Genomic DNA, 24,272 nt, shown 5'->3' on the forward strand with positions numbered 1-24,272 from the left:
GATACTCTCTTCGCACCCACGGCCCCGCTCGAGTTCTCGCCGACCCTCCTCGTGATCCTCTTGGTCGCCGCGGCGGCGCTCAGCATCCCGCGTTTCACCTGGGCCTGGTTCGGCCTGTTCACGACTCTGGTGCACGAGCTCGGGCACGCTGTCGCTGCCCTGCTCACGGGTCGCGTCATCCACGGCATCCGCATTCGCCGCAACCATTCGGGTGAGGCGGTCAGCAGCGGTCGCGGCGGGTTCGGCCCGGTGGTGAGCGGCTTCTTCGGCTACCCCGCTCCCGCGGTCGTGGGAGCGGCACAGCTCTGGAGTGTGTTCAACGGCTACACGGCGATCGCGCTGTTCGTCGGCGGCGTGATCCTCGCGGTGACGCTGCTCGTCATCCGCAACCTGTTCGGCGTGCTCGTCGTCGCGGCCTCCGCGGGCGCGAGCGCACTGCTCTGGTTCTACGCCTCCCCCGAGGTTCAGGGGTATGCGCTGCTCGTGATTGGCACGGCCCTGCTCGTGGGCTCGGTTCGTGGTCTGCTCACGGTCGTGGGAGTGCACACTCGCCGCCGGGACCAGCTGCAGACCTCGGACGCATACCTGCTCTTCCGGCGCACGGGGGTGCCCTCGCCCGTGTGGCTGCTGCTCTTCGCTGTGGTGATCGGCGCGTGCGTGGTGTTCGCCGTGACGGCCTATGCAGCCGAATACGCTTGAGACCATGACTATCACCGCCTCCGCTGACGGCTCCGCCCTCGGAAACCCCGGCCCCGCAGGCTGGGCCTGGTACATCGACGACAACACGTGGGACGCCGGCGGCTGGAAGCACGCCACCAACAACCAGGGCGAACTCAAGGCGGTGCTCGAACTGTTCCGCGCGACGGCGCACGTCGACGACGACCTGCACATCCTGTGCGACAGCCAGTACGTCATCAACTCGGTGACCAAGTGGATGCCGGGCTGGAAGAAGAAGGGCTGGCGCAAGGGCGACGGCAAGCCCGTAATGAACCTCGAGCTGCTCAAGGAGATCGACGAGGCCATCGCCGGGCGACGCTACCGCTTCGAGTGGGTACGCGGTCATGTCGGCCACGTGCTCAATGAGGCGGCGGATGCCCGCGCTCGAGCCGTTTCGGAAGCCTTCGCCCGAGGTGCCGCGATCCCCACGGGGCCCGGCTTCCCCGGAGCCGCCCCCGCGATCACGGCGCAGGCGGAAGCCGAGCCGCAGGTCGCCCAGCTCTCCTTCGACTTCCTGGACGAACCGGAGACACAGCCTGAGGCAGAGCCGGCAGCGGAACCCGAGTCCGACATCGCGCTGACCCCCGCCCAGAAGTTGCGCCTGGCCGAGCGTGCGCGCGCCGAGGGCATCAGCGTTTCGGAGCTGCTTGCGCGGCTGATCTAAGCGCGCGTCTGGCCCGACGGACCCGTGCCTCGATGTCGAGCAGTGGGCAGCAGACCTCGTCGGGGTGCACGAGCCCGTGCTCGATGACCCACTGGCTGAGCCGCTCCACGACACGCAGGTGCACGCGTAGCGACGGCGAATCGCCAGGCAGCCACTCCGGCTCGACGAAGATCGCGAGCAGGTAGATGAGGTCGTCGGCGTGGGCGACCCGAGCGACCGGATCTCGAGGGTCGAACGCGCGCTCTGCGGCTACGAGAGTGCGATCGCGATCGACGAGGATCTGGTCGCCGTGCGCCTCGACGCAACGGCGCAGAGACTCGGCGACAGCGAGAATCCGGTGGCGCGCGAGACCCGTGCTGAGCCCGGCCTGCTCGTCGGTGAAGGTGGTGAGGATGGTGGTGATGGTGGGAGGTGTATTCGTCATGCCGGAAGGGTGCAGGGAGGCACAGACATCCCGACAAAGAGGCCTCAGGCGATCGCCTGTGGAGGAGAGGCGGCGCGTCAGACGGGGAGACGCGGCGTGCGCGGCTCGAGGGTGGAGGCTGCGGCGAGAAGGGCCGCGGCATCCGTTTGCTTGATATACACGCCCGTGACGTTCACCGCGCGAGTCTCGACGACCAGCACGAAGCCGATGGCGGAATCCGCGAAGAGGTCGGTCTTGTACGACTTCGCCACGGCGGCCATAACCTGCTCGCGCTTGGCTCGACCGGTCTCATCCAGAGAAGCGAAGTCGCCGATGAGCGAGGGTCCGGTCGAGGATACGCCGACACGAGCGACGTCCCGAGGAGCAATCGTGACCACGCGCCACCAGAACGGACCGCGGGTGGTGAAGCCGCGCTCGTCGATCTCGTAGACGTTGTAGCTCAGGCGAAAGAAGAACAGCACGAGGCCGAGGCTAAAGACCGGGAAGTAGATGCCAGAGGCGAGATCCGGTCCGGTGATGGCGATCACGGTGAATACCACGAACGCGATGGCCGCGACGATGATGAGGATGATCGCGACCGTGTTGTAGTGGCGGTAGCTCCACCGCGATGCCGGGTCGAACGCCGCGATCGGGCGGCCGAAGTAACTGCCGGAGGCCGCGAGAGGGGTGGGCGGCGCGGCGGGGTTCACGTTTCCGAGCCTAGCTCGACACCGACTCCCCTTCGACCAGCTCGATGAACGCGCTCAGTTGCGCCAGCGTTGCCGCGTTGGACGGCAGATAGTCGAGCAGAGCCGGCGAATAGAGCAGGTAGGCGGCCCATTGCGCTCGGGAGATCGCGACGTTCAGCCGGTTCGCGAGGAGCAGGAACTCCAGCCCGCGCGGCACCTCCGCAGCGCTCGATGCGGCCAGCGAGACGATCGCGATCGCGGCCTCCTTGCCCTGGAACTTGTCCACGGTGCCGACGGGCACCTCGTCGAATCCCGCTGACGAGAGCACCGACCGCAGCAGCTCCACCTGAGCGTTGTAGGGCGCGACGACGATGATGTCGCGTTGATCGAGCGGCCGAGTCTCGCCGGCCACTGTCCACGGCGTTCCGAGCAGGTCGCGCACGAGACCGAGAGCGCGCGTGGCCTCCTCCGGCGACGACGTCGCGTTCTGCTCGTGAGCGACGGGCAGCGGGTGCAGGCCGGGATCGACGCCGGCCAACAGGCGCTCCCCCGCCTGCGAGCGGAGCTTGCCGTCATACGACAGCCGCGAGACCGGCTCACACACCGCGGGATGCATGCGCCACGAGCGTTCGAGGAAGTAGCCGAATTCGGGCGGCAGCACGTCGTGTCCCTCGCTCAGCCAGCCGAGAGCAGAGACATCCACCGGTTCGGGATGCGACCCCTGGCTCACCTGCGGCAGCTGCTGCGGGTCCCCGAGAAGCAGCAGGCGTTTCGCCGATCCCGCCGAGGCAATGGTGCTAGCGAGGGAGAACTGGCCTGCCTCGTCGACGACGAGCAGGTCGAGGGTGCCGGGCGGGATCGCTCCCGCATTGGCGAAGGTCCACGCGGTGCCGCCGAGCACCCAGCCGTCATCCCGGTTCACGAACGAGGCGGGTGTGCTGATCGACTGCCAGGGCACAATGTCCGTGTCGCCGTCTTTCGCCTTCTTGCCGATGAGTTTCGGGTCGAGACCCGCGGCGACGATGCCGAACAGCATGTTCTTGACCGTCTCGTGCGACTGCGCGACGATGCCGACCTTCCAGCCGTGGTTCTCGACGAGGTTCCGGATGACCCGGGCGCCGGTGTAGGTCTTGCCGGTGCCGGGCGGCCCCTGCACCGCGAGGTACGAGTGGTCGAGGCCGAGAAGCGTGTCGCGGATGGCCTCGATAGTTGTGCCGGTCACCGGCACGATGCCGCCCCGCGGGGGTGCCTTGCGCAGGATGTCGAGGGCCGCATCCGGAAGCATCTGTGGAATAGCCCGCAGCACACGCTGGCCCCAGGACTCGATCGCCTCGGGCTGCGGACGCGCGGGCGGCGGTTTGCCGGGTGACAGGGCTGCGGGAACGGCATCGTGGCGCTCGGCACCCGCCTCGAGCAACTCGAGCACCACCCAGCCATCGTCGGTCACCTCGAGCACCTCGCCGTCGCTCGATGCCTTCGAGCCCGGGTTGCGGGTGAGCGAGATGAGTGGCGCGGGGTCGTTGTAGACGAGGAACGGTTTGGAGCCCTCCTTGAGCGAGCTGCCGGGAGCGAGTCGGCCGGAGACGAGCAGGGTGCGACGCGCCTTGGTCTGGCGGCCCGTGAGCGACCAGTCGGCGAGCACCTCGACCCGGTCGATGGCGAGCACGTCACGCACGTCGGCCCACTCGTCGATCGGGCGCTGCAGCCGGTCGAAGTGATCCTGCCAGAATTTCTTCGCCTCGCGGCGGTGGTAGTCGATCGTAGCCGAGGCCAGCGCGATCGCCGTGTCGTCGGCCGTGCGATCCGCGAGCGGCACGTCGGCGACGTGGGCCGCAAGCTCGACGTAGACCGGACTGGGGTCCCGCGCAACCGGCAGCTCGAGTTCGAGTTCGCGGGCGGGCGTCGGCTCAACGCCCAGCGCACGCGCCTGCTCGAGCAGCCAGTCGCGCAGGCGCAGCGTCGAGACGCAGTCGTACTCGTTGTAGGAGGCGATGGCGTCGAGTTTGGCCTGGCCCTCCTCGACCGAACCGGACTCGATGAGCACCCGCGCGTCCGCGTACTGCTGCACCGAATCGGCGGCGTTGTCGACCCCGGAGCGATGGGTCGGCATGTACAGCGGCTCGAGTTTCTTTATCGAGTAGCTGTGCGAGCCTATGCGAATCGCCTTTTTGACGGCCGGGTACAGGTCGACCAGCACGCCCTGGCGCAGCAGGTCGTCTACCTGTTCCTCGCCGACGCCGTGCCGGGCGGAGAGAGACAGAAGGTGGGTGCGCTCGTAGGCGGCGTAGTGGTAGATGTGCAGGTTGGGGAAACGCGCGCGCCGCTCGGCCACGTAGGCGAGGAACGCGATGAGGGCGTCGCGCTCCTGAACATAGTCGTGCGCCCAGAAGGTGCGGAACGTTGCATCCGCTTCGACCAGGCCGAACAGGTAGTCGAGGCCCCACTCCTTGCCGTCAACCGCATTCTCGCTGTACAGCGGGTCACCCTCGAAGTCGAAGAAGATGTCGCCCGCGTCGGGGTGCGGCAGGGCGGAGAGGGTTTCGGGCGCGAATACCTCGAACGCGGGCACCTCGCCGGTGGTGCGCAATTGCACCCGGGCCTGGGCGCGCAGTCCGGCCAGGGTCGAGGCGGCGATGCCGTCGACGACCGAGGGTGCCTGGGCGAGCTCGTCGATGGTGTGGATGCCGGCCGCCGCGAGCCGGTGGCGCTGCGTGAGCTGGATGCCCGACACGAGCAGCACGTCGCGATGCAGTTCGACCTGCGCGGCGCACTGGGCACATCGTCCGCAGGCGGTGTACCGCGGGTCGCCCCAAGGCGTCGGGACCGGGTCTGCCTGCTTCTCGTCGAGGATGCGCTGCAGGCGGGCGCGGCGTTTGCGGAAGACCGGCAGCACATCCCGGATCGCATGCGTGCTGGTCGTGCCGTCCCCGAGGATCAGGTGCACGTCGGGGCCGATCGGGATACCGAGACGAACGAGCTGGTCGCTGTAGGCGGCGAGCTGCAGCAGCGCCGTGATCTTGGCCTTGCGGGCGAGCTTGGTGTCGTAGACCTCGTACTCCCCCGCGGTGTTCTGCATGATGAAGTCCGCGTAGCCGAGCAGGCGGCCGTCGAAGAACGTCGCCTGGAACAGCACGTCAGCGCCGTCCTTCAATGCGGCGAGGGATGCAGCGGCATCCGCATCCCGCGATTCAAAGGTCGGAGCGAACTCGACGACGCGTCTCGTGTCGCGCAGGCGCTCGAGTGTCTCCCGCTCGTGGATCGTGCCCAGCAGGCCGGCGCGCACCAGCATGTCATCTTCGGGCTGCGGCTCGGCGGTGATGCGACCGAGCTTGTCGTCGAGGCGTCGCATCAGACCCCATTCGCAGCTTGCGGCAGCGCTGAGGTCGCTGGCGCTGTACACCACGGTGCTGGTCGGGTCGTCGCGGTCGAGCAGGAACATCCTCGAAGGCTAGCGCGAGCTACCGACCCGCACGACGGCCTGCACCGGCAGGTGGTCGGAGGCGAAGGTGCCTCCGAAGCGTGCCGTGTTGATGCCGACGACGCTCGGCTGGATCGCGGCGCCCCCGAGGATCCAGTCGATGCGCTTGCGGTCGAGCTTCGGAGCCCGGTAGTTCGGGTAGGTGCCCCACTCGGCGGTGAGTCGCTCCTCGGCTGTGTCCCACGTGTCGGGAAAGCCCGCCGCGGAGAATTCGGCGAAGGGCAGGGTGTCGACGGCCGAGTTGAAGTCACCCGTGATGATCGTTCTCTCGTCGCTGATGCTCGCGACGAGCGTCGCGGCCATCACGCGGGAGCGGCGGGAGCGGTGATCGAAGTGGGTGTTGACGAAGTGCAGTTCCTCGGAGGTCTCCTTGTCGCGGAGGCGGGCCGAGACGAGCACCCGAGGGATCTGGTTGCCCCAGCTCCGCGAACCCGGAACCGTCGGGGTATCGGAGAGCCAGAGCTGCTCCCAGTGCACGATCTCGAAGCGGATGAGGTCGACATAGATCGGGCAGCCCTCACCGCCGAGGTTCGCGTTGCGCCCGTGCCCGAGCCGCGCGTAGTGGTCGCCGAGACTCGAGCGTACGTAGCGGCTCTGGTCGGGCAGCGCCTCCTGCACACCGAGCAGCGCGGGGCGCTCCGCCCGCAGCAGGTGGCGCAGTGCGGGCGCACGCCGCACCCAGACGTCGGGGCTGCGGCGGGAGATGCGCGGCATACGGCGGCGGATATTGAAGGTCATCACGTGCACGTCGGGTGCCTCGCGGGGACCGACCAGTGCAGTCATGTCTGAATGCTAGGGGTCATCGCGGATGAAGCTCGGCAGTCACACGCCCTCGGTCTCGATGATGCTGCGACCCCGGCCGTCCACGCTCACGCGTAGCTTGGCGAGGATCTGCTCCTTCATCGAGTCGACGTGGCTAATCAGACCGATGGTGCGTCCGCCGGCCCGCAAGCCGTCGAGGGTGCTCATGGCGATCTCGAGGGTGTCGTTGTCCAGCGACCCGAATCCCTCGTCGATGAACAGCGTGTCGAGGGTGATGCCACCGGACTGGTTGGTGACAACCTCGGCGAGCCCGAGCGCGAGGGCCAGTGAGGCGAGGAAGGTCTCGCCCCCGGAGAGGGAATGGGTTGCTCGAGCGCGCCCGGTGTGCTCGTCGAGAATCGCGAGCCCGAGACCGGATGACGTATTGCGGTATTGCACGGTGTCGTCGTGCTCGAGGCTGAACCGTCCGCTCGTCATCGCGCGCAGCCGGGAATTCGCTGCAGCGACGATCTCCTCGAGCTGGGCGGCGAGCACGTAGGTCTCGAGGCGCATCCGTCGGGTGTTCGGTTCCTTTCCGGCAACCGCCTGCGCGAGTTCGCGCAGCTGGTCGAAATCTGCCTGTCTGCCGGCGGATGCCACGAGCCGCACCCGCGCCTGCTCCGCGATCCGCGTGGCCGAGGTGCGTCTCTCGGCGAGCGAGCTCCGCGTGGCGAGGGCGTCATCCCGAACGGCACGGGCGGCGACAGCAGCGGATTCCCCCGCCGCGAGGTCGATCGGCTCGGCCTCGACGTGCGCGAGTTCGGCGAGGGTCGACTCCGCGGTGGCGAGTGCCTCGTCGTGCGCCCGTATCCGCGCCTCAAGTGGCCCGAGGTCGGCGACGCGTGCGGCCTCGACCGCGTCCGCGCTGTCGAATTTCTGCTCGGCGAGGGCGACCTCGAGGGCGTCGGTCGCGTCAGTGAGTGTCTCCGCGCGGGTTGTGGCCTGGGCGATGGCCTCCTCGAGGGCTGCGGCCGCGTCGCGCGTGGCGCGTAGCTCGTCGAAGCGGTCCGCAACGCTGGGGTGATCACCACGTTGTTCGGTGACGCGCGCGGCGACCGCGTCGCGGGTCGTACGCGCCACAGTGAGCGCCGCGAGGTCGCTCTCCCGGTCGGTGCGCAGCTCGTCGAGCTGCGCGGCTCCGCGATCGGCTTCGGCGCGCAGGGTCGCCGCAAAGGATTCGAGCGTCTGCTGGTGTCGCGTGGCGAGGGCGATCACGGCGAGGGCCTCCTCGGCGGTGAGCTTTTCTGCGGTGATGCTCTCCGCGTCGCGTCCGTCGGTGCGGCCGATCGTCTCTGCGAGGGAGATATCCACGGCGGCGCGCAGTGCCACTGCGTTGTCGAGCTGGCGCTTAGCCTCCTCGACCACTTCGAGCGCCGCGTCGATGTCCTCCTGGGTGACCGGATTTCCGCTGGGCGTGGCCGGTGCCGGGTGGCTGGTGGAGCCGCAGACCGCACAGGGCTCCCCCGCGACCAGCTCGCCCGCGAGCTCGGCGGCGTGACCCGCGAGACGTTGTTCGAGCAGGCCGTGGTGGCGGGTGGCGGCGGCGAGGTGACGTGCGCTGGCTGCATTCTCGTCGGCGCGGGCCACTTCGAGGTTGCTCGCGAGGGATGCGGCGACGCGAGCGTGCTCGAGTGCGGTCTCCAGTCTCTCGACCGTAGCGCGGGCGGCGGGTTCTCCCGCGGCCTGCACCTGTGCGACGGCGAGGGCCTCGGCGTTGGCGTCGATGCGCGCGGGCAACCCCTCGAGGGAGTCCTGCAGGGCGGTGAGCGCGTCATCCCGTGCAGTCACCCGGTCTTCGGCATTATCGACGGCCCGCTCGAGTTTCGGCAGGGTGCGCTCCTCGGCGCGGGCGTCGGCGAGGGAGCCCAACTGTCCGTCCAGCTCGCGCACCGTCTCGCCGAGATCCTCGCTCGTAAGGCCGTGGGCATTCCAGGCTGTGCGCGCCGTGTTCTCGGCGGCGCGCGCTGCGGCGGCCGCGACATCCGCGGATCGCTGCGTCGTGACGACCTGCCAGACGATGGATGCCCGGCGCGCCGCCCCGAGCCCCTCCCGGTCCCGCTCGATGGTCTCCGTGTTCTGCCGAAGCTCGGTCGCCCGGGCTGTTGCCGTGTCGCGGCGCAGCTGCAGGGCGCGCGTGTCCGAGCGGAGGCGCTGCGCCGCGTCCAGCGCGGTGTGCTCGGCGTCCGCCCGTTCGGCGGCGGCCACGGCTTCGGTGTGCAGGGTCTCGAGTGCCGCGAGTCCCTCGTCGAACCAGGACTCCCCCTCGCCCTCCTCTATGGACAACAGCTCGGCGAACTGGCGGCCCAGTTGCTGGAGCAGCTCGAGGTCACCGCTCATCGTCGCCTCGAGGGCCTTGCGGCGTTCGGTGAAGGCAGTTTCGATGTCGGCGAAGCGGTCGGTCGCGAACAGGGTGCGCAGCACGGACTGGCGTTCGTCGTTGTTCGCGCGCAGGAACTGCTGGAAACGGTTCTGCGCGAGCAGGATCACCTGCAGGAATTGGTCTTTGCTGAGCTGCACGATCTGGTGAATCTCGTGTCCGACGTCGACGGGCCGGGCGGCGATGCCCTCCCAGGTCTTTCCGTTCTTGCGGAACAGCTCCGCGGTCGCCGCGACCGGGGTAGCGCGGCCGGGCTTCTCCCACGACGGACTGCGGCGAACCCGGTAGGCGATGTCGGAGACGGTGAATTCAAGTTCGACCCAGCTGGCGTCGTCGGGGCCGGCGTGGTCGCTGCGCAGGCGCTGCTGGCTGCCGTCGTACCGGGGCACAGTCGCGTAGAGCGCGAAGCAGATCGCGTCGAGGATGCTCGACTTGCCGGCACCCGTCTTGCCCGTGATCAGGAAGATACCGTCGTCGGCGAACCGCTCGAAGTCGACGGACTGCTCCTCGAGGTACGGCCCGAATCCGGCGAGCCGCAGGGAGGTGATCCTCACGCGGTGGCCTCGCCGCTGGCTTCGGTGATCACTTCGGCGATGAGGGCGCGCTCGGCTTCGCTCGGTCCGACTCCGTTGCGCACGAGCTCGAGGAATCCGGCCACCACCTCGTTGTCGGTCTGCGCCCGCGTGCGTTCCCCGTACGAGGTGGTGCGCTCGGAGGTCACCGCGGGACGGTATTCCACGGCGGCGGCGTGCGGGAAGCGGTCGCGCAGCCTGCGCATGGCGTCGAGTGGGCGCACGGTGTCGGTGAGCACCGCAGAGACCCAGTCGTTCGTGAAGGGGGCGTGCGCGTCATCCCGAAGCAGGTCGTCGAGGGTGCCGGTCAACACGGTCAGTCGGCGCGGGATGGGCAGGTCGACCCAGCGCGTGCCCTGCAGGCCGCTCGCGTCGAGGTCGACGATCCACGCGCCCCGCGGCTTGTCGCCCTCGCCGAACGAGTAGTGCAGCGGCGCGCCCGAGTAGTGCGCACGGGGGCTGAGCTGCGCCCGCCCGTGGATGTGCCCGAGCGCCACATAGTCGGGCCCGTCGAAGACGCTGAGTGGCACCAGGTCGAGACCGCCGGAGCTGATGTCGCGCTCGACGTCGCTGGCCTGCACGTCGGAGATGAAGGCGTGGCTGATGACCACGGACCGCGTTTCTGCCGCGCTCGCCCGGATACGCCCCATCACGAAGCCGAGCACCTGCTCGTGGGTCTTGAGGGTCTCGTCGGGATAGTGGTGCCTGAGCAGCGCCGGCTCCAGGTACGGGATGCCGTAGAACCACACCTGCCCGTGCTCGTCGTCGATGACAATCGGCTGGTCGTGCAGTTCCTGCCTCGTGATGATGTGGATGCCCGCGAGCCCCGTGAACCCCGCATTGAAGCCGAGTCGCGTGGCCGAGTCGTGATTGCCGCTGGTCAGGATCACCTGCGCCCCGGCGCCCCGCAGCCCCCGCAGGATGCGGGTCAGCACCTCGTAGTTCTCGGCCGCCGGAGTCGCGGAATCGAATATGTCCCCCGCCACCACGACCACGTCGACGCGTTCGGCCTTCACCACCTCGACCATGGCTTCGAGCACGCTCTCGAGGTGCTCGAGCGTCGAGTTGCCGTGGAACGTTCGCCCGATATGCCAGTCGGAGGTGTGAAGAATGCGCATGGGGTCGAGGGTATCGGGTGGGGGTGACAGGGGTGTGCGGCTGTCCACCGCGGTGCGGGGGATGCAGCGCCCAGCGCCGACCCTCCCCCGCAACCTAGGCTGAAAGTATGACTTCTTCCCCGATCACGATGTACGGCGCCGAGTGGTGCTCCGACTGCCGCCGCTCCAAGGCGCTGCTGGACGCGAGAGGCGTGGCCTACGAGTACGTCGACCTCGAGGCCGTCACGGAGGGCGCCGACCGTGCGTTTGCGATCAGCGGGCGCACGAGCATCCCGGTCATCGCATTCGCGGACGGCACGCACCAGGTCGAGCCCAGCAATGCCGAGCTCGAGGGCAAGCTGCGGGAACTCGGCGTACTCGCCTAACGTGCCTTGGGGATGCGCGGCCGTACCAGCGCGTGACTCCCCCGGATCATCTCCTCCACAAGCTGGGTCGGCACCGAACCGTCGAGCACTACCGAGACCCAGTGCTTCTTGTTGAGGTGGTAGCCGGGCGTGATGGCCGGGTAGTCGGCCTGCAGCGCGAGGCTGTCGGCCGGGTCGATCTTGAGCGAGACGCTGAGCGGCGATGCCGCAAGCGAGGTCAGGGCGAAGATCTTGCCGTTGCCCTCCGTCTTGAAGACCGTCGTCTCCTCCCCGAAGGGATACGTCTCGACGGCCTGGGGTAGCGCGAGGCAGAACTCGAGCAGTTCATCAGGGGTCATATCACCCACCGTAGACGCACGAAAGCCCCGCCCGTCCAGCTTGGCGAGGCTCTCGGCGTTCGGGAGAATCTACTTGAACGCGTCCTTCACGTTCTCGCCGGCCTGCTTCAGGCTCGCCTTCGTCTGGTCGGCCTTGCCCTCGGCCTGCAACTGCTCGTTGTCGGTCGCGTCGCCGAAGGCCTCCTTGGCCTTGCCCGCGAGCTTCTCGCCGGTGTTCTGAACCTTGTCTCCGTCACCCATGATCTGCACCTTTCCGTGTTGATGGAACCGACGCTACGCCGCATGGCGCCCGGTGCACCCGCTCCCAGCGGTTTAGAACCAGACACTCAGGCTGGGTGCGATTGGCGAGTGAAAAGCGCGCTCCAGGGCGTCTACACTTCCCGCCGTGTGCTGCTGGATGCGCCCCGCTCGCGCCAGGGTCAGTGCAGATACCCCGCCCAGGTAAATCGCGCCCAGCTCGTTCACCGAGAGCTCGAGGTCGGGCGAGTCGGATGTCCCGTGCACCCCCTCGTGCGTGACCCGGTACCGGCCCGCGGCGAACCCCAGCTCGTCGGTCACCTCGATGACCACGTCCAGCGGTGCGCTGTATTCGCGCCCCTCGAGAGCCGCCTCCACGTCGAGGATCCGCAGCCAAAGGTGGTCGCGCACATCGGTGCTGCGCACGGCGCGGAAGTCGGACACCTGCCAGCGGATCGGCTCGTCGACCGACCGCAGCGGCACGCGCAGCTTCGTCGTCAGGTCCAGTTCGAGCAGGTAGCTCCAGAGGCCCGCGTAGGCGTCGTCGGTCGCGGTGACGAGCGAGCGCACCTCCGCGGTGTGCTTGCCGAAGTCGTGGTCATTCTCCATGAACGTGTACAGCGCGAAGCCCTGGGGAGTGCCGTCGGCATCGTCGTAGCGCACGGCGCGCACCTTCTTCACGAAATCCTTGTCGTCGGTGGAGATGCCGAACGTGCGATCCCACAGGTGCGGCCAGGTCAGGATCTCACCGGGCGTCTTCAGCCGCGCGCGCTCGATGATCGCCGGCGCCTCCTCCCGAAGCTGCTCGACGGGCACGAAGTGCACACGTCCGCCCGGAGTCGGCCCGGTCCACTTCGCCTTTCGGGTATCAATGTCGTAGTCGGCAGTCAGAGTGGAAGGAGCGAATCCGAAACGTCCATAAATGGTGCTCTCCGAGACCGTGAGCATCGCGAGCGGCAGGTTCTGCGCCTTGGCCGCGCGCAGCTCCGCCTCCAGCAGGTTGCGGGCTATGCCCTTCCTGCGATGAGTGGATGCCACGGTCACCGAGCTGATCGCCCAGCCCTCGATCGTGTGCTCCCCCGGCACGGTCAACGGAGTCGCCCATGAATTGACGGTGGCCACGGGCATACCGGGTTCTGCGGATGAATCGTCATAGACCGCACTGGTGCGGCGATCGGCCGTGCCCGCGAGGTACTCAGCCGCGGTCTCCGGAGTGAAGCGGGGCGAGTGGAAGCCACGCCCGTCGGCCTGCAGCCAGAGGCCGAACTTCTCGGTGTCTGCGGTGTCGACGAGTTCGAAACGGAGACCCTTCTCGGCGATGTTGGCTGCTGACGTTGCGTCGATTTCCATACTCCAACGGTAGCGCTCGGCGGCGTCGCTCCGGCATGGTGGAGGGATGGAACGCATCCTCGCTATCGTCAGCGGCCGCGTCCAGGGCGTCGGCTTCCGCTGGGCTACCCTCGAGAAGGCCGAAGCTCTCGGGCTGAGCGGAAGCGTGCGCAACGAACCCGACGGCACAGTGCGCGTCGAGATCGAGGGAGTTCGTGCCGACGAGCTGCTCGCCTGGTTGCATGACGGGCCGGCGTATGCGTGGGTCTCATCGGTCGCTGTGTCGGCGCTGCCGGCTTTGGGTGAGGACGGTTTCCGGGTCGGTTAGTTATCCACAGATTCAGCTTTCGTGAACCGAACATATGTTCGAAGGTCGAGAATTGATGCATGGATCTCGAACCCGCCCTCGCTGCGGCACTCGCCTCGCTCGAGTCGGTGCCGAGCGATCCGCGTGCACTGCGGGCTCTCGATCCGGCTTCGTTCGAACGAGTTGTGGCGCTGTCCGGGCGCATCGTGCGGGCCGCGCAGACCCGCCATGCCGTGGTGGCGGGCGAGGTCGCGTGGCGATCCCGGCCCGAACTCGGCAGTGCGGGTCTCGCGCAGCAGGCCGGGCACCGCACACCCGAGGCGATGATCCGGGCGTCGGGTCTGACCGCTCGCGACGCGAGCACCGCAGTGCGGGTCGGTCGCACGGTGCACGATGCGGCGAAGATTGCGGATCTCGCGAGCGGCGTGGTCCCGCCCGACCCGCGTCCCTGGCTCGCCGCCATCGGACTCGCCGTTGCCGCAGGGCGTCTCTCGGTCCAGGCCGCGGAGGCCGTCAGCAGCGGTGTCGGCTCCCCCAGCGAGGTGGTCTCCGCTGAGGCACTGGGTGCGATCGTCGCGCGTCTCGTCGAGGCCGCGGCCGACCTCGAGCCCGACCGGCTGTGGCGCCTTGCTCGCGATGCCCGCGACGAACTCGACGACGAAGGCGTCGCCGAGCGAGAGGAGCAACGGCGGCAACGTCGCTCACTCACCGTGTATCGGCAGCCAGACGGCATGGTGCGACTGGTTTGGCTCATGGACACCGAGACCGCGGCCGTGGTCTGCGACCTGCTCGACCGGGCGAACTCGCCGCGCCGAGGCGGACCGCGGTTCGTCTCAGCCCCAGGAAGGGCCGGCCGTAACGCCGAGCTTGCGCGCCGGATCGAAGCGGACGAGCGCAGCACCGAGCAGATCGCATCCGACACCTTCGCGCAGCTGCTGCAGGCCGGCTCCACCGTCGACGACGGCCAGCTCCTCGGGTCAGGTGGCGCCGTGGTGCGCGTGCTGGTCAGTGAAGCAGATGCCCGCAACCGTCGCGGTCGCGCCTTTCTGGATGGCCAGTCCGAGGCCGTGTCCGTCGCCACCGCCGAGCGTCTCGCCTGCTCGGGTGCCAGCTCCGAGCTCGTGTTCTCCCCCGAAGGCCACCCACTCGACCTGGGCCGCGAGAAACGGCTCTTCAACCGGGCGCAGCGGCGGGCTCTCGCCGCCCGGGACGGCGGATGCCGCTGGCCGGGCTGCGACAGACCGGCGTCCTGGACCGAAGCCCACCACGTGCAATTCTGGAAACGGGATAACGGTTCCACCGACATCGCCGACGGAATACTCTTCTGCCGACATCATCACCTACTCCTGCACAACTTCGGCTGGGAGATCCGGCGCAGCGGCTCACGCTACTGGCTCATTCCGCCGACCACCGTCGACCCGGATCGCCAGCCGCGCAACATGCCGAGCCGTAGTCGGGCGTACCTGTCGCTCATGCGCGCAGGTGTCGGCCTGTGACGGATCTACGATGAACTCTTGCGCGCCGCGCGCGCGAGCAGAATCCCTCCGCCGATCACCACCACACTTGTGCGGCTCATACCGTGCGCCAGTCATCGGAGCTGAGATGGGATCCGGCCTGCGGCCCCATCTGCAGCATGCCGCCATCCGCGACGAAGGAAGCACCCGTGACGTAGCTGGACGCAGGCGAGGCCAGAAAAGCGATCACGGACGCGATCTCCTCCGGCCCACCCGGACGTCCGATCGGGATGCCCGGACGAGCGACCGAATGCGGGTCGACACCCTCGGCGTCGTTCATCGGAGTCGCGATCTCCCCCGGGGCGACGGTATTCGAGGTGATCGCGAGATGACCGAGTTCAAGGGCGATGGACTTCATCAGCCCACCGAGACCGTGCTTGGCCGCATCGTAGGACGCCGAACCGACCCGCGGCTGGTGCTCGTGCACACTCGACACCGCGATGAGTCTGCCGCCCCGTCGTTGCTGCACCATCCGCTGGGCGGCGCGCTGGATGCAGACGAATGCGCCGCTGAGATCCGCGAGGATGATGCCGTTCCAGTCATCCCAGCTGGTCTCGAGAAACGGTCGAGCGGTGCCCGCTCCCGCATTGTTCACAAAAACATCCAGACCTCCGAGCTGCTCGGCCAGGGTGTCGATCACGTCCCCGCAGTCCGGGATGACCGTGGTGTCCAGTTGCGCGACCAGCGCGCGCTGCCCGGCCTCACGCACGAGGGTAGCCGTCTGTTCGGCGCCGGCTTCATCCGAGTGCCACGTGATGCCCACATCCATGCCGGCCTCGGCGAGAGCCACGGCCGTCGCCCGGCCGATGCCCGAGTCCGAGCCGGTCACGATCGCAAATCTCGGGGCGAAGTCCTTGGTGCTGATGTAATCGGTGCTGCTGTAATCGTCGCTGCTGTAATCCGTCATGACTTCCACGCTAGGCAGCGACCGCCTCCGCATCGTCGGCCCTGCGCGATTCACACCTGACTACCGGGCGGCCCACTCTCGGGCGAGCAGCGCGTACACACCCGTGTCGGCCCAGGAGCCCTTGAACATCATGTCCTCGACGAAGTGCGCCTCGTGACGCATCCCGAGTCGCAGGCAGAGGGCGACGGATGCCGCGTTCCGCGGGTCCAACTCGGCGACGACCCGATGCAGGCCCAGGCCGAACCCGAGCTCGAGCATCGCACGGGCGGCCTCGGTCGCGAACCCGCGGCCCTGCGCGTCCGGGTGGAAGGTCCAGCCGATCTCCCCGCAGAGATTGTCCACGCTCTTGATCGCGAAGTACACGTCCCCGATGAGCCGCCCCGACTCCTCGACGGCGACCTGCAGGTAGTCCCCGTCCGACTCCAGCCGCAGGGCGCTCGCGAACCCGGTGACCTTCTCGAGCACCGCCTCCCGCGAACGCGGCTCGAACAGCTGGTACTCGGCCACCTCGGGCAGGGACTGGTACGAGTGCACGGCGTCGACATCCTCGAGGGTCATCGGCCGCAGCACGAGCCGCTCGGTGCGGATCGGCGCGGAGAAGTCGAACGGGGTGAGAGCCACGGCTCAGGCGGCGTCGTAGGCTCGGCGGAGCCAGTCGAGCAGCTCGGCATCCAGCTGCGCGGCATCCGTCACGCGCACCCGGTGAGTGACCATGGAATTCCAGCTGCCGGAAGCCTCAAAGCGATTGGTGGGGGCCTCGCTGCGGAGCTTGATGCCGACATCCAGCCGGTCGGCGGTCGCGGCGACGATCGCGAACTTTGCCTTGCCCTTCAGCAGGCTGACGTACGACTGGGTCGCAGCCACCGACACCGGCCCGTGCTCCGACAGGGTCGACAGCAGCCCGTCGAAGGTGGCCCGCCAGTGCTCCTTCGCGCCGCCGAAGTGCTTGCCGAGCATGTCCTCGATCGGGAACTGCGCGCCGGCCGTCGGCTTGAACGTCGTGATGAGCGCCATCGCGTGGCCGCGCCCGAGGTCGAAGTCGGCGGCGAGCCAATTCACGACATCCGTGGTGGTGACACCCCTCACAAGCCCGGCCTCGTCGATCAGGCCGCGCGAGATCGCCAGCTTCCGAAAGTCAGCGGGGTCGAGACCCGTCTTCGCCTTGATGGTGTCGATGTACGCCTGGAAGCTCATGGAGAGAATCTAGTCCCGCAGGCGCATGCCCGTCATATCCGAAGGCTCCTCGAAGCCGAACTCGGAGTAGAGGTCGGTCGCCTCCGGACTCGAGAAGAGCCCGACGAACGCGCGTGGTGCGGCGGCCGAGCGGATCCAGTCGAGCAACTCGGACACCACCCGGGAGCCCAGACCGTCATCCGAGTGCGCCGGGTGCACGATCACATCCTGCAGGTAGAAATAATGCGAACCGTCGCCGACGACCCTGCCCATCGCAACGACAGAGCCCGACGACTCGATCACCACCCCGTGCAGCGATCCCGCGAGCGAATCGGCGAGGGTGGGGGCGTCGAAGTGATCCAACCAGCCCACCGACGCCGCCAGCGCCAGGTGCTCCGCAGCGGTGGGAAGACGATGGCTGAGCGCGTGGATGGGTTCCATCCAGCGAAACTACTCCGCGACCACCGGGCGTGTGAACCAGGGCGGGTAGATCGACAGCTTCGGGCTGTGCGGTGTGGCGGCGAGCAGGTCGCGCACCTCGTTGCGGGCCTTGTCGTTGCCGACACCGATCAGGGTGACCGACTCGAACGGGAACGACTCGTGCACGAGCAACTCCGCCTCGGCCAGCGCCTCGTCGTCGCCCTGCAGCTTGCGCAGCTGGGCCTCGGCGCCCTCCGGCGTCGCGGTGAAACGCGTGACGACACCGGTCGCGTCGCCGTTGGTCACAACGACCTTGTCGCGGCCGGCGGTGTTGACGGTGCTCACGAGCACCACGAACTCCGTTGCCGGAAGGTCGCGTGCGGCTGAAGCCAGGCGAGGATCCGCCGAGTCGGAGCGCATCGACGTCCACAGCGTCGAGTTGGGGCTCACAAAGAAGGGCACGTAGTCGGCGACAACTCCTGTGGCAGAAGCGGACGCGGCTCGACGGGCCTCGCGCAGTTCGGGCGTCGAGATGTCGACGGCCGGGCGCTCGGTCCACGAGGAACTGGAGTCCGCGAGCAGCACACCGCTCGCGAGGATCGCGGGAAGGTTGCTCAGGTGGGTCACGTGATAGATGCGGAGCTCGCCGACATCCACCGACTTCTGCTTGGCGGTGGCGGGCGCCGACCGGTTCGGCGAGGAACGCAGCGGCGGGCGGGCTGCCTCGCGGGTGCGTGTCACGCGAACGGGCTTGTCGATCTCGGCCACCGGCTTCGGGTTGCACGAGGCGCACATGCCCGCCTCAAAACCGTGGATGCATTCGTCGCTCAAGCGAAAACCTTTCGTAGCGGCGGACCATCCAACGCCCGGACAGAGATCGGGAGCGTGTGAAAGTGGATGCCGCGTTCCAACGTTACGCGCTTCGGAGGGGTAATGCGTGCGACGCGTGCCGGTTATCTTCCGCCCGCGCCGCCTCCGCCGCCCCCGCCGCCCGAGAATCCGCCTCCGCCTGAGCCGCCGAAGGAGCTGCCGAAAGAGCTGCTTCCGGAGCCGCTTCCCGACCAGGAGCTCGTCGATGCGGGCGGGGTGTAGGTGGCCGCGGTCGTCACCGATCGCAGTGCGTTGGACAGCACAAATCCGTCGAACCCGTTGCTGCTGACCAGCCAGTCGGGTTCGGTGCCCTCGGCTGCGGTGTGGACGGCGAGTTCGTGCATCCACTGGTCTTCGACATTCCAGATGACCGCGAACGGCAGCAGCTTCTCGTACAGCTTGATGACCTGCTTCGTGTCGCCCACGTCCACGCGCTCTGCACCGTCGGGGCTTTGCAGCATGCGGAAGCGGTCCTTCTCGGCGAGCTCGAGATACATCTTCATGCCGAGCAGGTAGTTGTTCAGCTCGGCACCCTGCGCGGTGAGCGGGCCGACCGGGCGAATCGCGAGGAAGCCGATGAAGATCGACACGAAGCTCACGCCGGCCGCGACGAACGGCCAGACCGAGATCGCGTTGCTGCCGATGGTGAGGATGATGTTGCCCACCGCACCGAAGAACAGCAGGAAACCGAGCCCGATGAACAGGATCGGCGCCTTCGGCAGCGGGCCGCGCAGCCCGCTCGAGCTGACCTGGCTCTTCGCCGAGGCCGAGACGGCGTTCACCGCGGCTCCGAGCGCGGCATCGGCGGGCGCCAACTCGCGGGTCTCGCCGGGGGTGTGCTCGGCACCGAACAGGGCGTCGAGAAGCTCGGCCTCGAGGGCGTCGACGTCCGACGAGTCGAGGAACTGCAGCGTGTACTCGGCGGCGCTGTCCGTCACGGCATAGTCGAGGATCCGGATCTTCTTGCGCACCGCCAGACTGATCAGTTGCGCGGGTATCGCCGTCTCCGGCTTGCCCACGAGGTGCGCCGCCATCATGACGTTGAGCCCCTTCGGCACCGAATACTGCGGGATGACGGTGAACCTGCTCGCGGCATCGCGGCCGCCGCGCACCCGCGACACGATCGCGCCCGCCGCGAGGGCGATGGCGCCGAGGATCCCGCCGCCCGAGAACAGGTTCGACCACCACGGCGGATCGGTGAACACCACGGGCGCCGGGCCGGCGTCGAAGTCGGGGGCGGTCTTCTCCACCATCACGAAGGTCCGCGGCTGGAACACGATAACGATGGAGACGTTCTCGCGCGGTCCGAGATCCGACTGCGAGACGGAGAACTCACCCGGCGCGGCCGAGGATACGGTGCAGGTGGCATCCGACTCGAATGCCCCGTAATAGCAGGCACTCTCCCCGGTGAGCGCGTCGACGAGCGCGGGATCGACGTGCAGGTCGGCCGAGACAGTGTCGTAGGGCTGGTCGCTGCCCGTGCCGTTGAGGTCCCAGTAGAACTCGTCGTCGTTGGTGTTCTCGAAGAAGCTCACGACGTTGCTCTGCGTGTAACTGATGACATAGGTGGTGCGGCCCTGCACGAAGTCGTCGTCGCCGAGGGCAAGTTCGAGGAACTCCCCCGTGTCGTTCGCCTCGAACGGGACCGCCGTGCCCGTTTCATCCTGAACCGACGACACCGAGGTCTCGAGGTCCATGCCTTGCGAGTACTGCGGGATCGCCCGGATGATGCCCCGGTTCTGGTCGAAGTTCGGGAAGAGCGCGACAAGAGTCTCGACGACCGCGAGCCGGGAGGTGCCGTCCTCCGCGCGGGTGAGCGTGTAATCGGCGTGGTACGACTCGAACTCGAAGTCGGAGGTGTCGGCGTGGGCCGCTCCCAGCGGAAGGACCGCGAGACCGACACCGACAAGGACCGCGAGGAGTAGGCGCATGCCCCGAGCCTACGGGCAGGCGCCGCCTAGACCAGGTTCCACTCGACGGCACTGACGATCAGGGTGCAGGCCAGCCCGATCGCGGCCATCGTCAGCATGCAGATGGCGAGCAGGCCGAGCCGGCGGCGCAGGGGCCGCACGCGCAGGCGGATGACGACCATCGCCAGGTAGAGCACGACCACGGCGACGATACCGCCCATCGCGAGCCCTGCCGGCTGGCGCATCACCAAGGGGATCAGCACGACGATGCTGATGACCGCGAACAGTCCGCCGACGATCAACCAGACGGCCCCCGAAGAACTCGTGAGGGCCGGCTGGTTGCGGATCTTCGTCGGATCGGTCATGGGACTACTAGAGATTGAGCTCGCCGGGGTCGACCTCGACGTCGCCGCCGTCATCCGGTCCACCGGTTCCGGGGAGGTTGTTGATGGCGTCCTCGTCGATGTCATCCTCGACAGCGGCGCTCTCGCTCACGTCATTGAGCTGGAGCGCCTCGGTGTCCCGCTCGCTCGCGGGCATCTCGGTGTTCTCGGTGTTCTGAGCGGGGTCGCTCACGCGTGGCCGTTCTCGGTCTCGGTGTGCTCGGTGGTGACCTCGGGGCCGTGCTCGTCCGTGTACTCGCCCTCGACCTTGGTCTCGTGCATGTGGCTGGTGGTGGTCTCGTGTGAGGCCTGCTCTTCGCTACCGTGCTCGTCGGTGTAGGCGCCTGCGTCGGGGTTGTTGTGGGTCTCGCTCATGGCTGTTCTCCTTCGTCACGCCAAAGCCGTCGATCGGCCTCGACCGTGTTTCAACCCTACGAACCGCAGCTCGGGATGTCGCCACTCGCCCAGCACTCTCAGGCGGCACGCAGAAGCGGGCAGCGTAAAAAGGTACTAGGGCTTCTCGCGGACGAGCCCGTCTTCGGGGCTCCAGTTCCAGGTCGCATTGTCGGCGTCGACGAAGTGGAGGGAGATGATGCGGTGCCGATGCTTGGACTTCGACAGTGGGGTCGGCAGCGGGTCGCCCGAGCTCACCCGCTCGGGGAACTCCCACGTGGGTCGCGAGGTGCCGCGGCGGGACTCGAGGAAGAAATCGCCCTGGGGCAGGAAGGCGAGCTCGTGGGTGGTGGTGTAGTCGTTGGCGACCACCTTCATCACGACGCGACGGATGAGGGACGCCTGGCTGTTGGAGATCATCACGCCGACCTTGTCGTCGTACTTGCCCCACCACGCCGAGACACCGATCGCGTGGGCGCGCTCGTCGCGGTGCCGGTCGTTCAGGTACGCCTTCCACGCGGGGAACACGGCGATCGCCGCGACCACGAGAGCGAGGATGGTCGCTGCGGCCTGGATCCAGTTCGGCAGTGCGTCAGTCATACGAACCGAACGGTCGACTGCAGCCGCGTGCGGGCGTCGAACAGCTCGTTGCCGCCGACAGGGTCGTCGTTGTCGATTCCGGAGCGCATCAGCCCCGCGAGCCGGGAGCGGTGCACGAGAACAGCCGGATAGCCGCGGACCTTGCCCACCTCGGTGAGGGAATCGGGGAACGCGTCATCCGGAATCACGATGACCAGCGCGGTGAACCGCACCTTCGCGGCCCGCGCGATCACCTTGGCGCGGGTGGCTAGCGAGTGGAATGGGCGCTCGCCGTCGAGCAGACCTTCACCGATCAGCTCGCCGCGCTTGATGCGCACCGGAGCGGCCCAGTCCTCGGAGAGCACCCCGAACAGGCCGGTCGGGCCGAGCACGATGTGGTCGAGCTTGCTGGCGTCGTCGCCGGGTGCGTAGCTCGTACTGCCCTCCGCCGTGGCGACGTCGTGCCAGATCGTATACGCGATGCCGAGATCGGAGAGCGAGCGGGCCGTGGCCTCTTCTGCGAGGGCGTCGGACAGCACGTGGCGGATGTCCCGCGGTGCCGACCGCACGAGCGACGGGTCGTAGGGGTCGGGCAGGTCGACACCTCGGCCCACCCACTCCCGCATCAGGCCGAGGTACTTCTCGCGCCGCCAGCCTCCGGGATGACCGTATGACCGCGCCTGCGGCCGCGAGGTGGTTGATGCCCGCGCGGGTCGGGCAGCGAATGTCTCACCGGGCGACGTGCCGCCCTGGCGGTCGTAGGACGCGCGAGCCTCGGGCGTGCCGACGAGTTCCCACGCGGCCTGTACGGCGTGGAACTCGCTCGCCTCTCCCCCGGTATCGGGGTGCGAGGCACGCAGGCGCGCGCGATAAGCACGACGCAGCTCGTCGTTCGTGGCTGAGGGCGTCACCCCGAGGATCTCGTAGGGCGACGCGGAGAGCGGTGACGCCATCACACCCCGCCGATTCCGCCGCCGCCACCGCCGCCGCCGGAGAAGCCTCCGCCGGAGGACCCTCCCGACGAGCTGCTGCCGGTGTACGCGGTCGCTGCGCTCGTGGAGAGCGCGCTGATGCTGCCGACGAAGACGCCGGCGTTGAACGCGGTGGTGCCCGAGTACCAGCCGGGTTCCTCGCCCAGGTCCTCGTAGTAGCGGCCGAGTTGCTTCGTCCACTCCTTCTCTTCGCCGAAGAGGATGGCGTACGGCAGCAGGCGCTCGTTCAGCTTCACGAGCTGCGCCGTGTCATCCGCCGCAATGGGTGTCTTCTCTGCGCCCTCGGGCGACTGCAGGTAGCGCAGGCGGTCGGCCTCGGCGAGGGTGATGTAGAGCTTCAGTCCCTTGAGGTAGTCGCGCAGTTCAACGCCCGCGGGGTCGAGCGGCGAGCGGGCCGCGAGGGCGATGGTCGCAATGAGTCCGGCGACCGCCACGCCGAGGAATGCGATCGGCACGGCACCGCCGAACGCCGTGGCGAGGGAGACCAGCGCGAAGATGACGCCCGCGGCGGCGGTCACGAACGAGGCGGCGAACAGCCAGCCGAGCAGCCCGGCAGGGAGCGTGCGGCGGTGACCGGAAGCGACCGAGTCCTTCGCGACACGGGTGCGCAACGCGGTGATGCGCTTGGCGGCCCTGTCGTCGACCTTCTCGAGGCTGCGATCCTCACCGGGCGTGAGCTCCTTGCCGAACAGCGCGTGCAGGAACTCGAGGTCGTCGGCGTCGGCGCCGTCGGTGCCGAGGAACTCGAGCTGGTAGCTGGCCTTCTTGCCGGGCAGCTCGAGAATGCGCAGGTTGCCCGCGACGGCGAGCTTCACGATGTGCGCGGGGGTCGACTTGCTCACGGTGCCCGAGATGAGCGCGGAAAGCGGCAGGCTCGCCCCCTTCGGCGGCATGTATTCGGCGATGATGGTGCCGCGACCGGGAGCGTCTGCAAGTCTCGTGCGGCGCAGCACGGCGGCGACGCCGGCGACGATGAGCGAGCCGAGTCCGCCGAGCAGGGACAGGAACGGCCAGGGCGCTCCGAGGAAGGAACTGTCCCGCGGAATGAAGGTGTCCGGCTCGAAGCCGATCGCGAAGCTCAGGTTCTCGCCCGGACCGAGGTCGGTGGCCGTGAAGGTGTACGACCCGTCGCCGTTGTACGTGCCGTCGGCCGGCGTGTCCGAGTTCTCGGCGCCGGAGTAGGCGGCGAACTCGGTGACCCGGTCGGCCAGGCCGTCCTCGAGCACCACGGTCGCCGTGACGCTGCCGAAGGGCTGCGCGGAACCGGTGCCGTTGGTGTCCCAGTAGAACTCGTCCGCGCCCGTGTCCGCGAAGAACCGGGTGACGTTGTGCTGCGTGTAGGTGAGCACATAGGTCTGCTCGCCGTAAACGAAGTCCTCGTCGGCGACGGTGACGATGGTGAACTCATCCTCTGAATCGGTCTCGTAGTCGAGCGGCTCGCCATCGCCGTCGGTGACCGAGTCGATCTCGATGTCGACGGGATGCCCGTCGTAGTTGTCCACGAGGGCGCGCGCGATTCCGTGGTTCTGGTCGAAGTCGGGGAACACGGCGACGATCGTCTCGACGGTCGTCAGCTGCGAGCGGCCGTCCTCATCGAGGCTCAGCGTGTAGGTCGCGTCGAAGCTCGCGAACTCGAAGTCCTGCACGTCCGCGCTCGCGGGAGCGGCTGCGGCGAAGACACCGGCGAGGGCGAGCGCGACTATCGCGAGGGATTTCTTCACGCGGTCAGCCTACCG

26 protein-coding genes are annotated in these 24,272 nt (G+C 68.2%); 5 read left to right on the forward strand and 21 right to left on the reverse strand.

Annotation, left to right across the window (positions count from 1 at the left end; all coding sequences use genetic code 11):
* Positions 1-51 precede the first annotated feature (51 nt).
* Together EYE40_RS04000 and EYE40_RS04005 are read left to right on the forward strand one after the other, a co-directional pair.
* The gene (locus tag EYE40_RS04000) at positions 52-699 is read left to right on the forward strand and encodes a M50 family metallopeptidase (protein WP_240034707.1); all 648 of its coding nucleotides are present in this window, start codon (positions 52-54) and stop codon (positions 697-699) included.
* 4 nt (positions 700-703) lie between these two features.
* Positions 704-1,381, forward strand: a complete 678-nt coding sequence (locus EYE40_RS04005; protein WP_130980737.1) for an RNase H family protein — start codon at positions 704-706, stop codon at positions 1,379-1,381.
* Here EYE40_RS04005 and EYE40_RS04010 read toward each other — a convergent pair.
* The 6 genes from EYE40_RS04010 to EYE40_RS04035 form a co-directional block, all read right to left on the reverse strand.
* Complete coding sequence (locus EYE40_RS04010; protein ID WP_130980738.1) at positions 1,347-1,805, reverse strand: hypothetical protein; 459 nt, start codon at positions 1,803-1,805, stop codon at positions 1,347-1,349. The two genes, EYE40_RS04005 and EYE40_RS04010, sit on opposite strands and share 35 nt — an antisense overlap.
* A gap of 77 nt (positions 1,806-1,882) precedes the next feature.
* On the reverse strand, positions 1,883-2,494 hold the full coding sequence (locus tag EYE40_RS04015) for a hypothetical protein (protein WP_130980739.1): 612 nt from the start codon (positions 2,492-2,494) through the stop codon (positions 1,883-1,885).
* A gap of 10 nt (positions 2,495-2,504) precedes the next feature.
* Positions 2,505-5,912, reverse strand: coding sequence for a TM0106 family RecB-like putative nuclease (locus EYE40_RS04020; protein ID WP_130980740.1), 3,408 nt, complete (start codon positions 5,910-5,912; stop codon positions 2,505-2,507).
* A 9-nt stretch (positions 5,913-5,921) separates the two neighbouring features.
* Positions 5,922-6,734 carry an endonuclease/exonuclease/phosphatase family protein gene (locus tag EYE40_RS04025; RefSeq protein WP_130980741.1) on the reverse strand — a complete coding sequence of 271 codons (813 nt, stop codon included), beginning with the start codon at positions 6,732-6,734 and terminating at the stop codon, positions 5,922-5,924.
* A 39-nt stretch (positions 6,735-6,773) separates the two neighbouring features.
* Entirely contained in the window at positions 6,774-9,683 is a 2,910-nt protein-coding gene (locus tag EYE40_RS04030) for an AAA family ATPase (protein ID WP_130980742.1), read from the reverse strand.
* Complete coding sequence (locus tag EYE40_RS04035; RefSeq protein ID WP_130980743.1) at positions 9,680-10,819, reverse strand: exonuclease SbcCD subunit D; 1,140 nt, start codon at positions 10,817-10,819, stop codon at positions 9,680-9,682. Before EYE40_RS04035 ends, EYE40_RS04030 begins: the two co-directional genes overlap by 4 nt.
* Before the next feature lie 107 nt (positions 10,820-10,926).
* Here EYE40_RS04035 and EYE40_RS04040 point away from each other — a divergent pair, with 107 nt between their 5' ends.
* Positions 10,927-11,184, forward strand: coding sequence for a glutaredoxin family protein (locus EYE40_RS04040; protein ID WP_130980744.1), 258 nt, complete (start codon positions 10,927-10,929; stop codon positions 11,182-11,184).
* On the opposite strand, the gene EYE40_RS04045 is transcribed toward EYE40_RS04040, so the two are convergent.
* The 3 genes from EYE40_RS04045 to EYE40_RS04055 all read right to left on the reverse strand — a co-directional run bounded on the left by EYE40_RS04045 (position 11,181) and on the right by EYE40_RS04055 (position 13,109).
* A complete protein-coding gene (locus tag EYE40_RS04045) occupies positions 11,181-11,522 on the reverse strand; it encodes an MmcQ/YjbR family DNA-binding protein (RefSeq protein ID WP_130980745.1) in 342 nt (113 codons plus the stop codon). The two genes, EYE40_RS04040 and EYE40_RS04045, sit on opposite strands and share 4 nt — an antisense overlap.
* Before the next feature lie 69 nt (positions 11,523-11,591).
* On the reverse strand, positions 11,592-11,762 hold the full coding sequence (locus tag EYE40_RS04050; RefSeq protein ID WP_130980746.1) for a CsbD family protein: 171 nt from the start codon (positions 11,760-11,762) through the stop codon (positions 11,592-11,594).
* A gap of 72 nt (positions 11,763-11,834) precedes the next feature.
* Positions 11,835-13,109, reverse strand: coding sequence for a GNAT family N-acetyltransferase (locus EYE40_RS04055; protein ID WP_130980747.1), 1,275 nt, complete (start codon positions 13,107-13,109; stop codon positions 11,835-11,837).
* A 46-nt stretch (positions 13,110-13,155) separates the two neighbouring features.
* On the opposite strand from EYE40_RS04055, the gene EYE40_RS04060 reads away from it, so the two are divergent.
* Together EYE40_RS04060 and EYE40_RS04065 are read left to right on the forward strand one after the other, a co-directional pair.
* A complete protein-coding gene (locus EYE40_RS04060; RefSeq protein ID WP_130980748.1) occupies positions 13,156-13,416 on the forward strand; it encodes an acylphosphatase in 261 nt (86 codons plus the stop codon).
* A gap of 59 nt (positions 13,417-13,475) precedes the next feature.
* A complete protein-coding gene (locus EYE40_RS04065; RefSeq protein WP_130980749.1) occupies positions 13,476-14,891 on the forward strand; it encodes an HNH endonuclease signature motif containing protein in 1,416 nt (471 codons plus the stop codon).
* Between the two features lie 76 nt (positions 14,892-14,967).
* Here EYE40_RS04065 and EYE40_RS04070 read toward each other — a convergent pair whose 3' ends face one another.
* The 12 genes from EYE40_RS04070 to EYE40_RS04125 all read right to left on the reverse strand — a co-directional run bounded on the left by EYE40_RS04070 (position 14,968) and on the right by EYE40_RS04125 (position 24,257).
* Entirely contained in the window at positions 14,968-15,816 is an 849-nt protein-coding gene (locus tag EYE40_RS04070) for an SDR family oxidoreductase (RefSeq protein WP_130980750.1), read from the reverse strand.
* Positions 15,817-15,876: 60 nt separating this feature from the next.
* Positions 15,877-16,437, reverse strand: coding sequence for a GNAT family N-acetyltransferase (locus tag EYE40_RS04075; RefSeq protein ID WP_240034708.1), 561 nt, complete (start codon positions 16,435-16,437; stop codon positions 15,877-15,879).
* A gap of 3 nt (positions 16,438-16,440) precedes the next feature.
* Complete coding sequence (locus EYE40_RS04080; RefSeq protein ID WP_130980751.1) at positions 16,441-17,010, reverse strand: DUF5655 domain-containing protein; 570 nt, start codon at positions 17,008-17,010, stop codon at positions 16,441-16,443.
* 9 nt (positions 17,011-17,019) lie between these two features.
* The gene (locus EYE40_RS04085; RefSeq protein ID WP_130980752.1) at positions 17,020-17,430 is read right to left on the reverse strand and encodes a GNAT family N-acetyltransferase; all 411 of its coding nucleotides are present in this window, start codon (positions 17,428-17,430) and stop codon (positions 17,020-17,022) included.
* Between the two features lie 9 nt (positions 17,431-17,439).
* Positions 17,440-18,240: a DarT ssDNA thymidine ADP-ribosyltransferase family protein gene (locus EYE40_RS04090; RefSeq protein ID WP_130980753.1), complete on the reverse strand. Its 801-nt coding sequence runs from the start codon at positions 18,238-18,240 to the stop codon at positions 17,440-17,442.
* A gap of 122 nt (positions 18,241-18,362) precedes the next feature.
* A complete protein-coding gene (locus EYE40_RS15385) occupies positions 18,363-20,210 on the reverse strand; it encodes a DUF2207 domain-containing protein (RefSeq protein WP_154071847.1) in 1,848 nt (615 codons plus the stop codon).
* Between the two features lie 26 nt (positions 20,211-20,236).
* Positions 20,237-20,554, reverse strand: a complete 318-nt coding sequence (locus tag EYE40_RS04100) for a hypothetical protein (protein ID WP_130980754.1) — start codon at positions 20,552-20,554, stop codon at positions 20,237-20,239.
* A gap of 7 nt (positions 20,555-20,561) precedes the next feature.
* Positions 20,562-20,765 (reverse strand): hypothetical protein, encoded by a 204-nt coding sequence (locus tag EYE40_RS04105; protein WP_130980755.1) that lies wholly within the window; start codon positions 20,763-20,765, stop codon positions 20,562-20,564.
* Complete coding sequence (locus EYE40_RS04110) at positions 20,762-20,947, reverse strand: hypothetical protein (RefSeq protein WP_130980756.1); 186 nt, start codon at positions 20,945-20,947, stop codon at positions 20,762-20,764. The genes EYE40_RS04105 and EYE40_RS04110 overlap by 4 nt, the downstream gene beginning before the upstream one ends.
* Positions 20,948-21,082: 135 nt before the next feature.
* On the reverse strand, positions 21,083-21,565 hold the full coding sequence (locus EYE40_RS04115) for a hypothetical protein (RefSeq protein WP_130980757.1): 483 nt from the start codon (positions 21,563-21,565) through the stop codon (positions 21,083-21,085).
* The gene (locus EYE40_RS04120; protein WP_130980758.1) at positions 21,562-22,500 is read right to left on the reverse strand and encodes a J domain-containing protein; all 939 of its coding nucleotides are present in this window, start codon (positions 22,498-22,500) and stop codon (positions 21,562-21,564) included. The genes EYE40_RS04115 and EYE40_RS04120 overlap by 4 nt, the downstream gene beginning before the upstream one ends.
* Positions 22,497-24,257 (reverse strand): DUF2207 domain-containing protein, encoded by a 1,761-nt coding sequence (locus tag EYE40_RS04125; RefSeq protein ID WP_130980759.1) that lies wholly within the window; start codon positions 24,255-24,257, stop codon positions 22,497-22,499. The genes EYE40_RS04120 and EYE40_RS04125 overlap by 4 nt, the downstream gene beginning before the upstream one ends.
* Between the last annotated feature and the right edge of the window lie 15 nt (positions 24,258-24,272).

This window comes from Glaciihabitans arcticus (genome assembly GCF_004310685.1).
GTDB classification, from domain to species: Bacteria; Actinomycetota; Actinomycetes; order Actinomycetales; family Microbacteriaceae; genus Conyzicola; species Conyzicola arctica.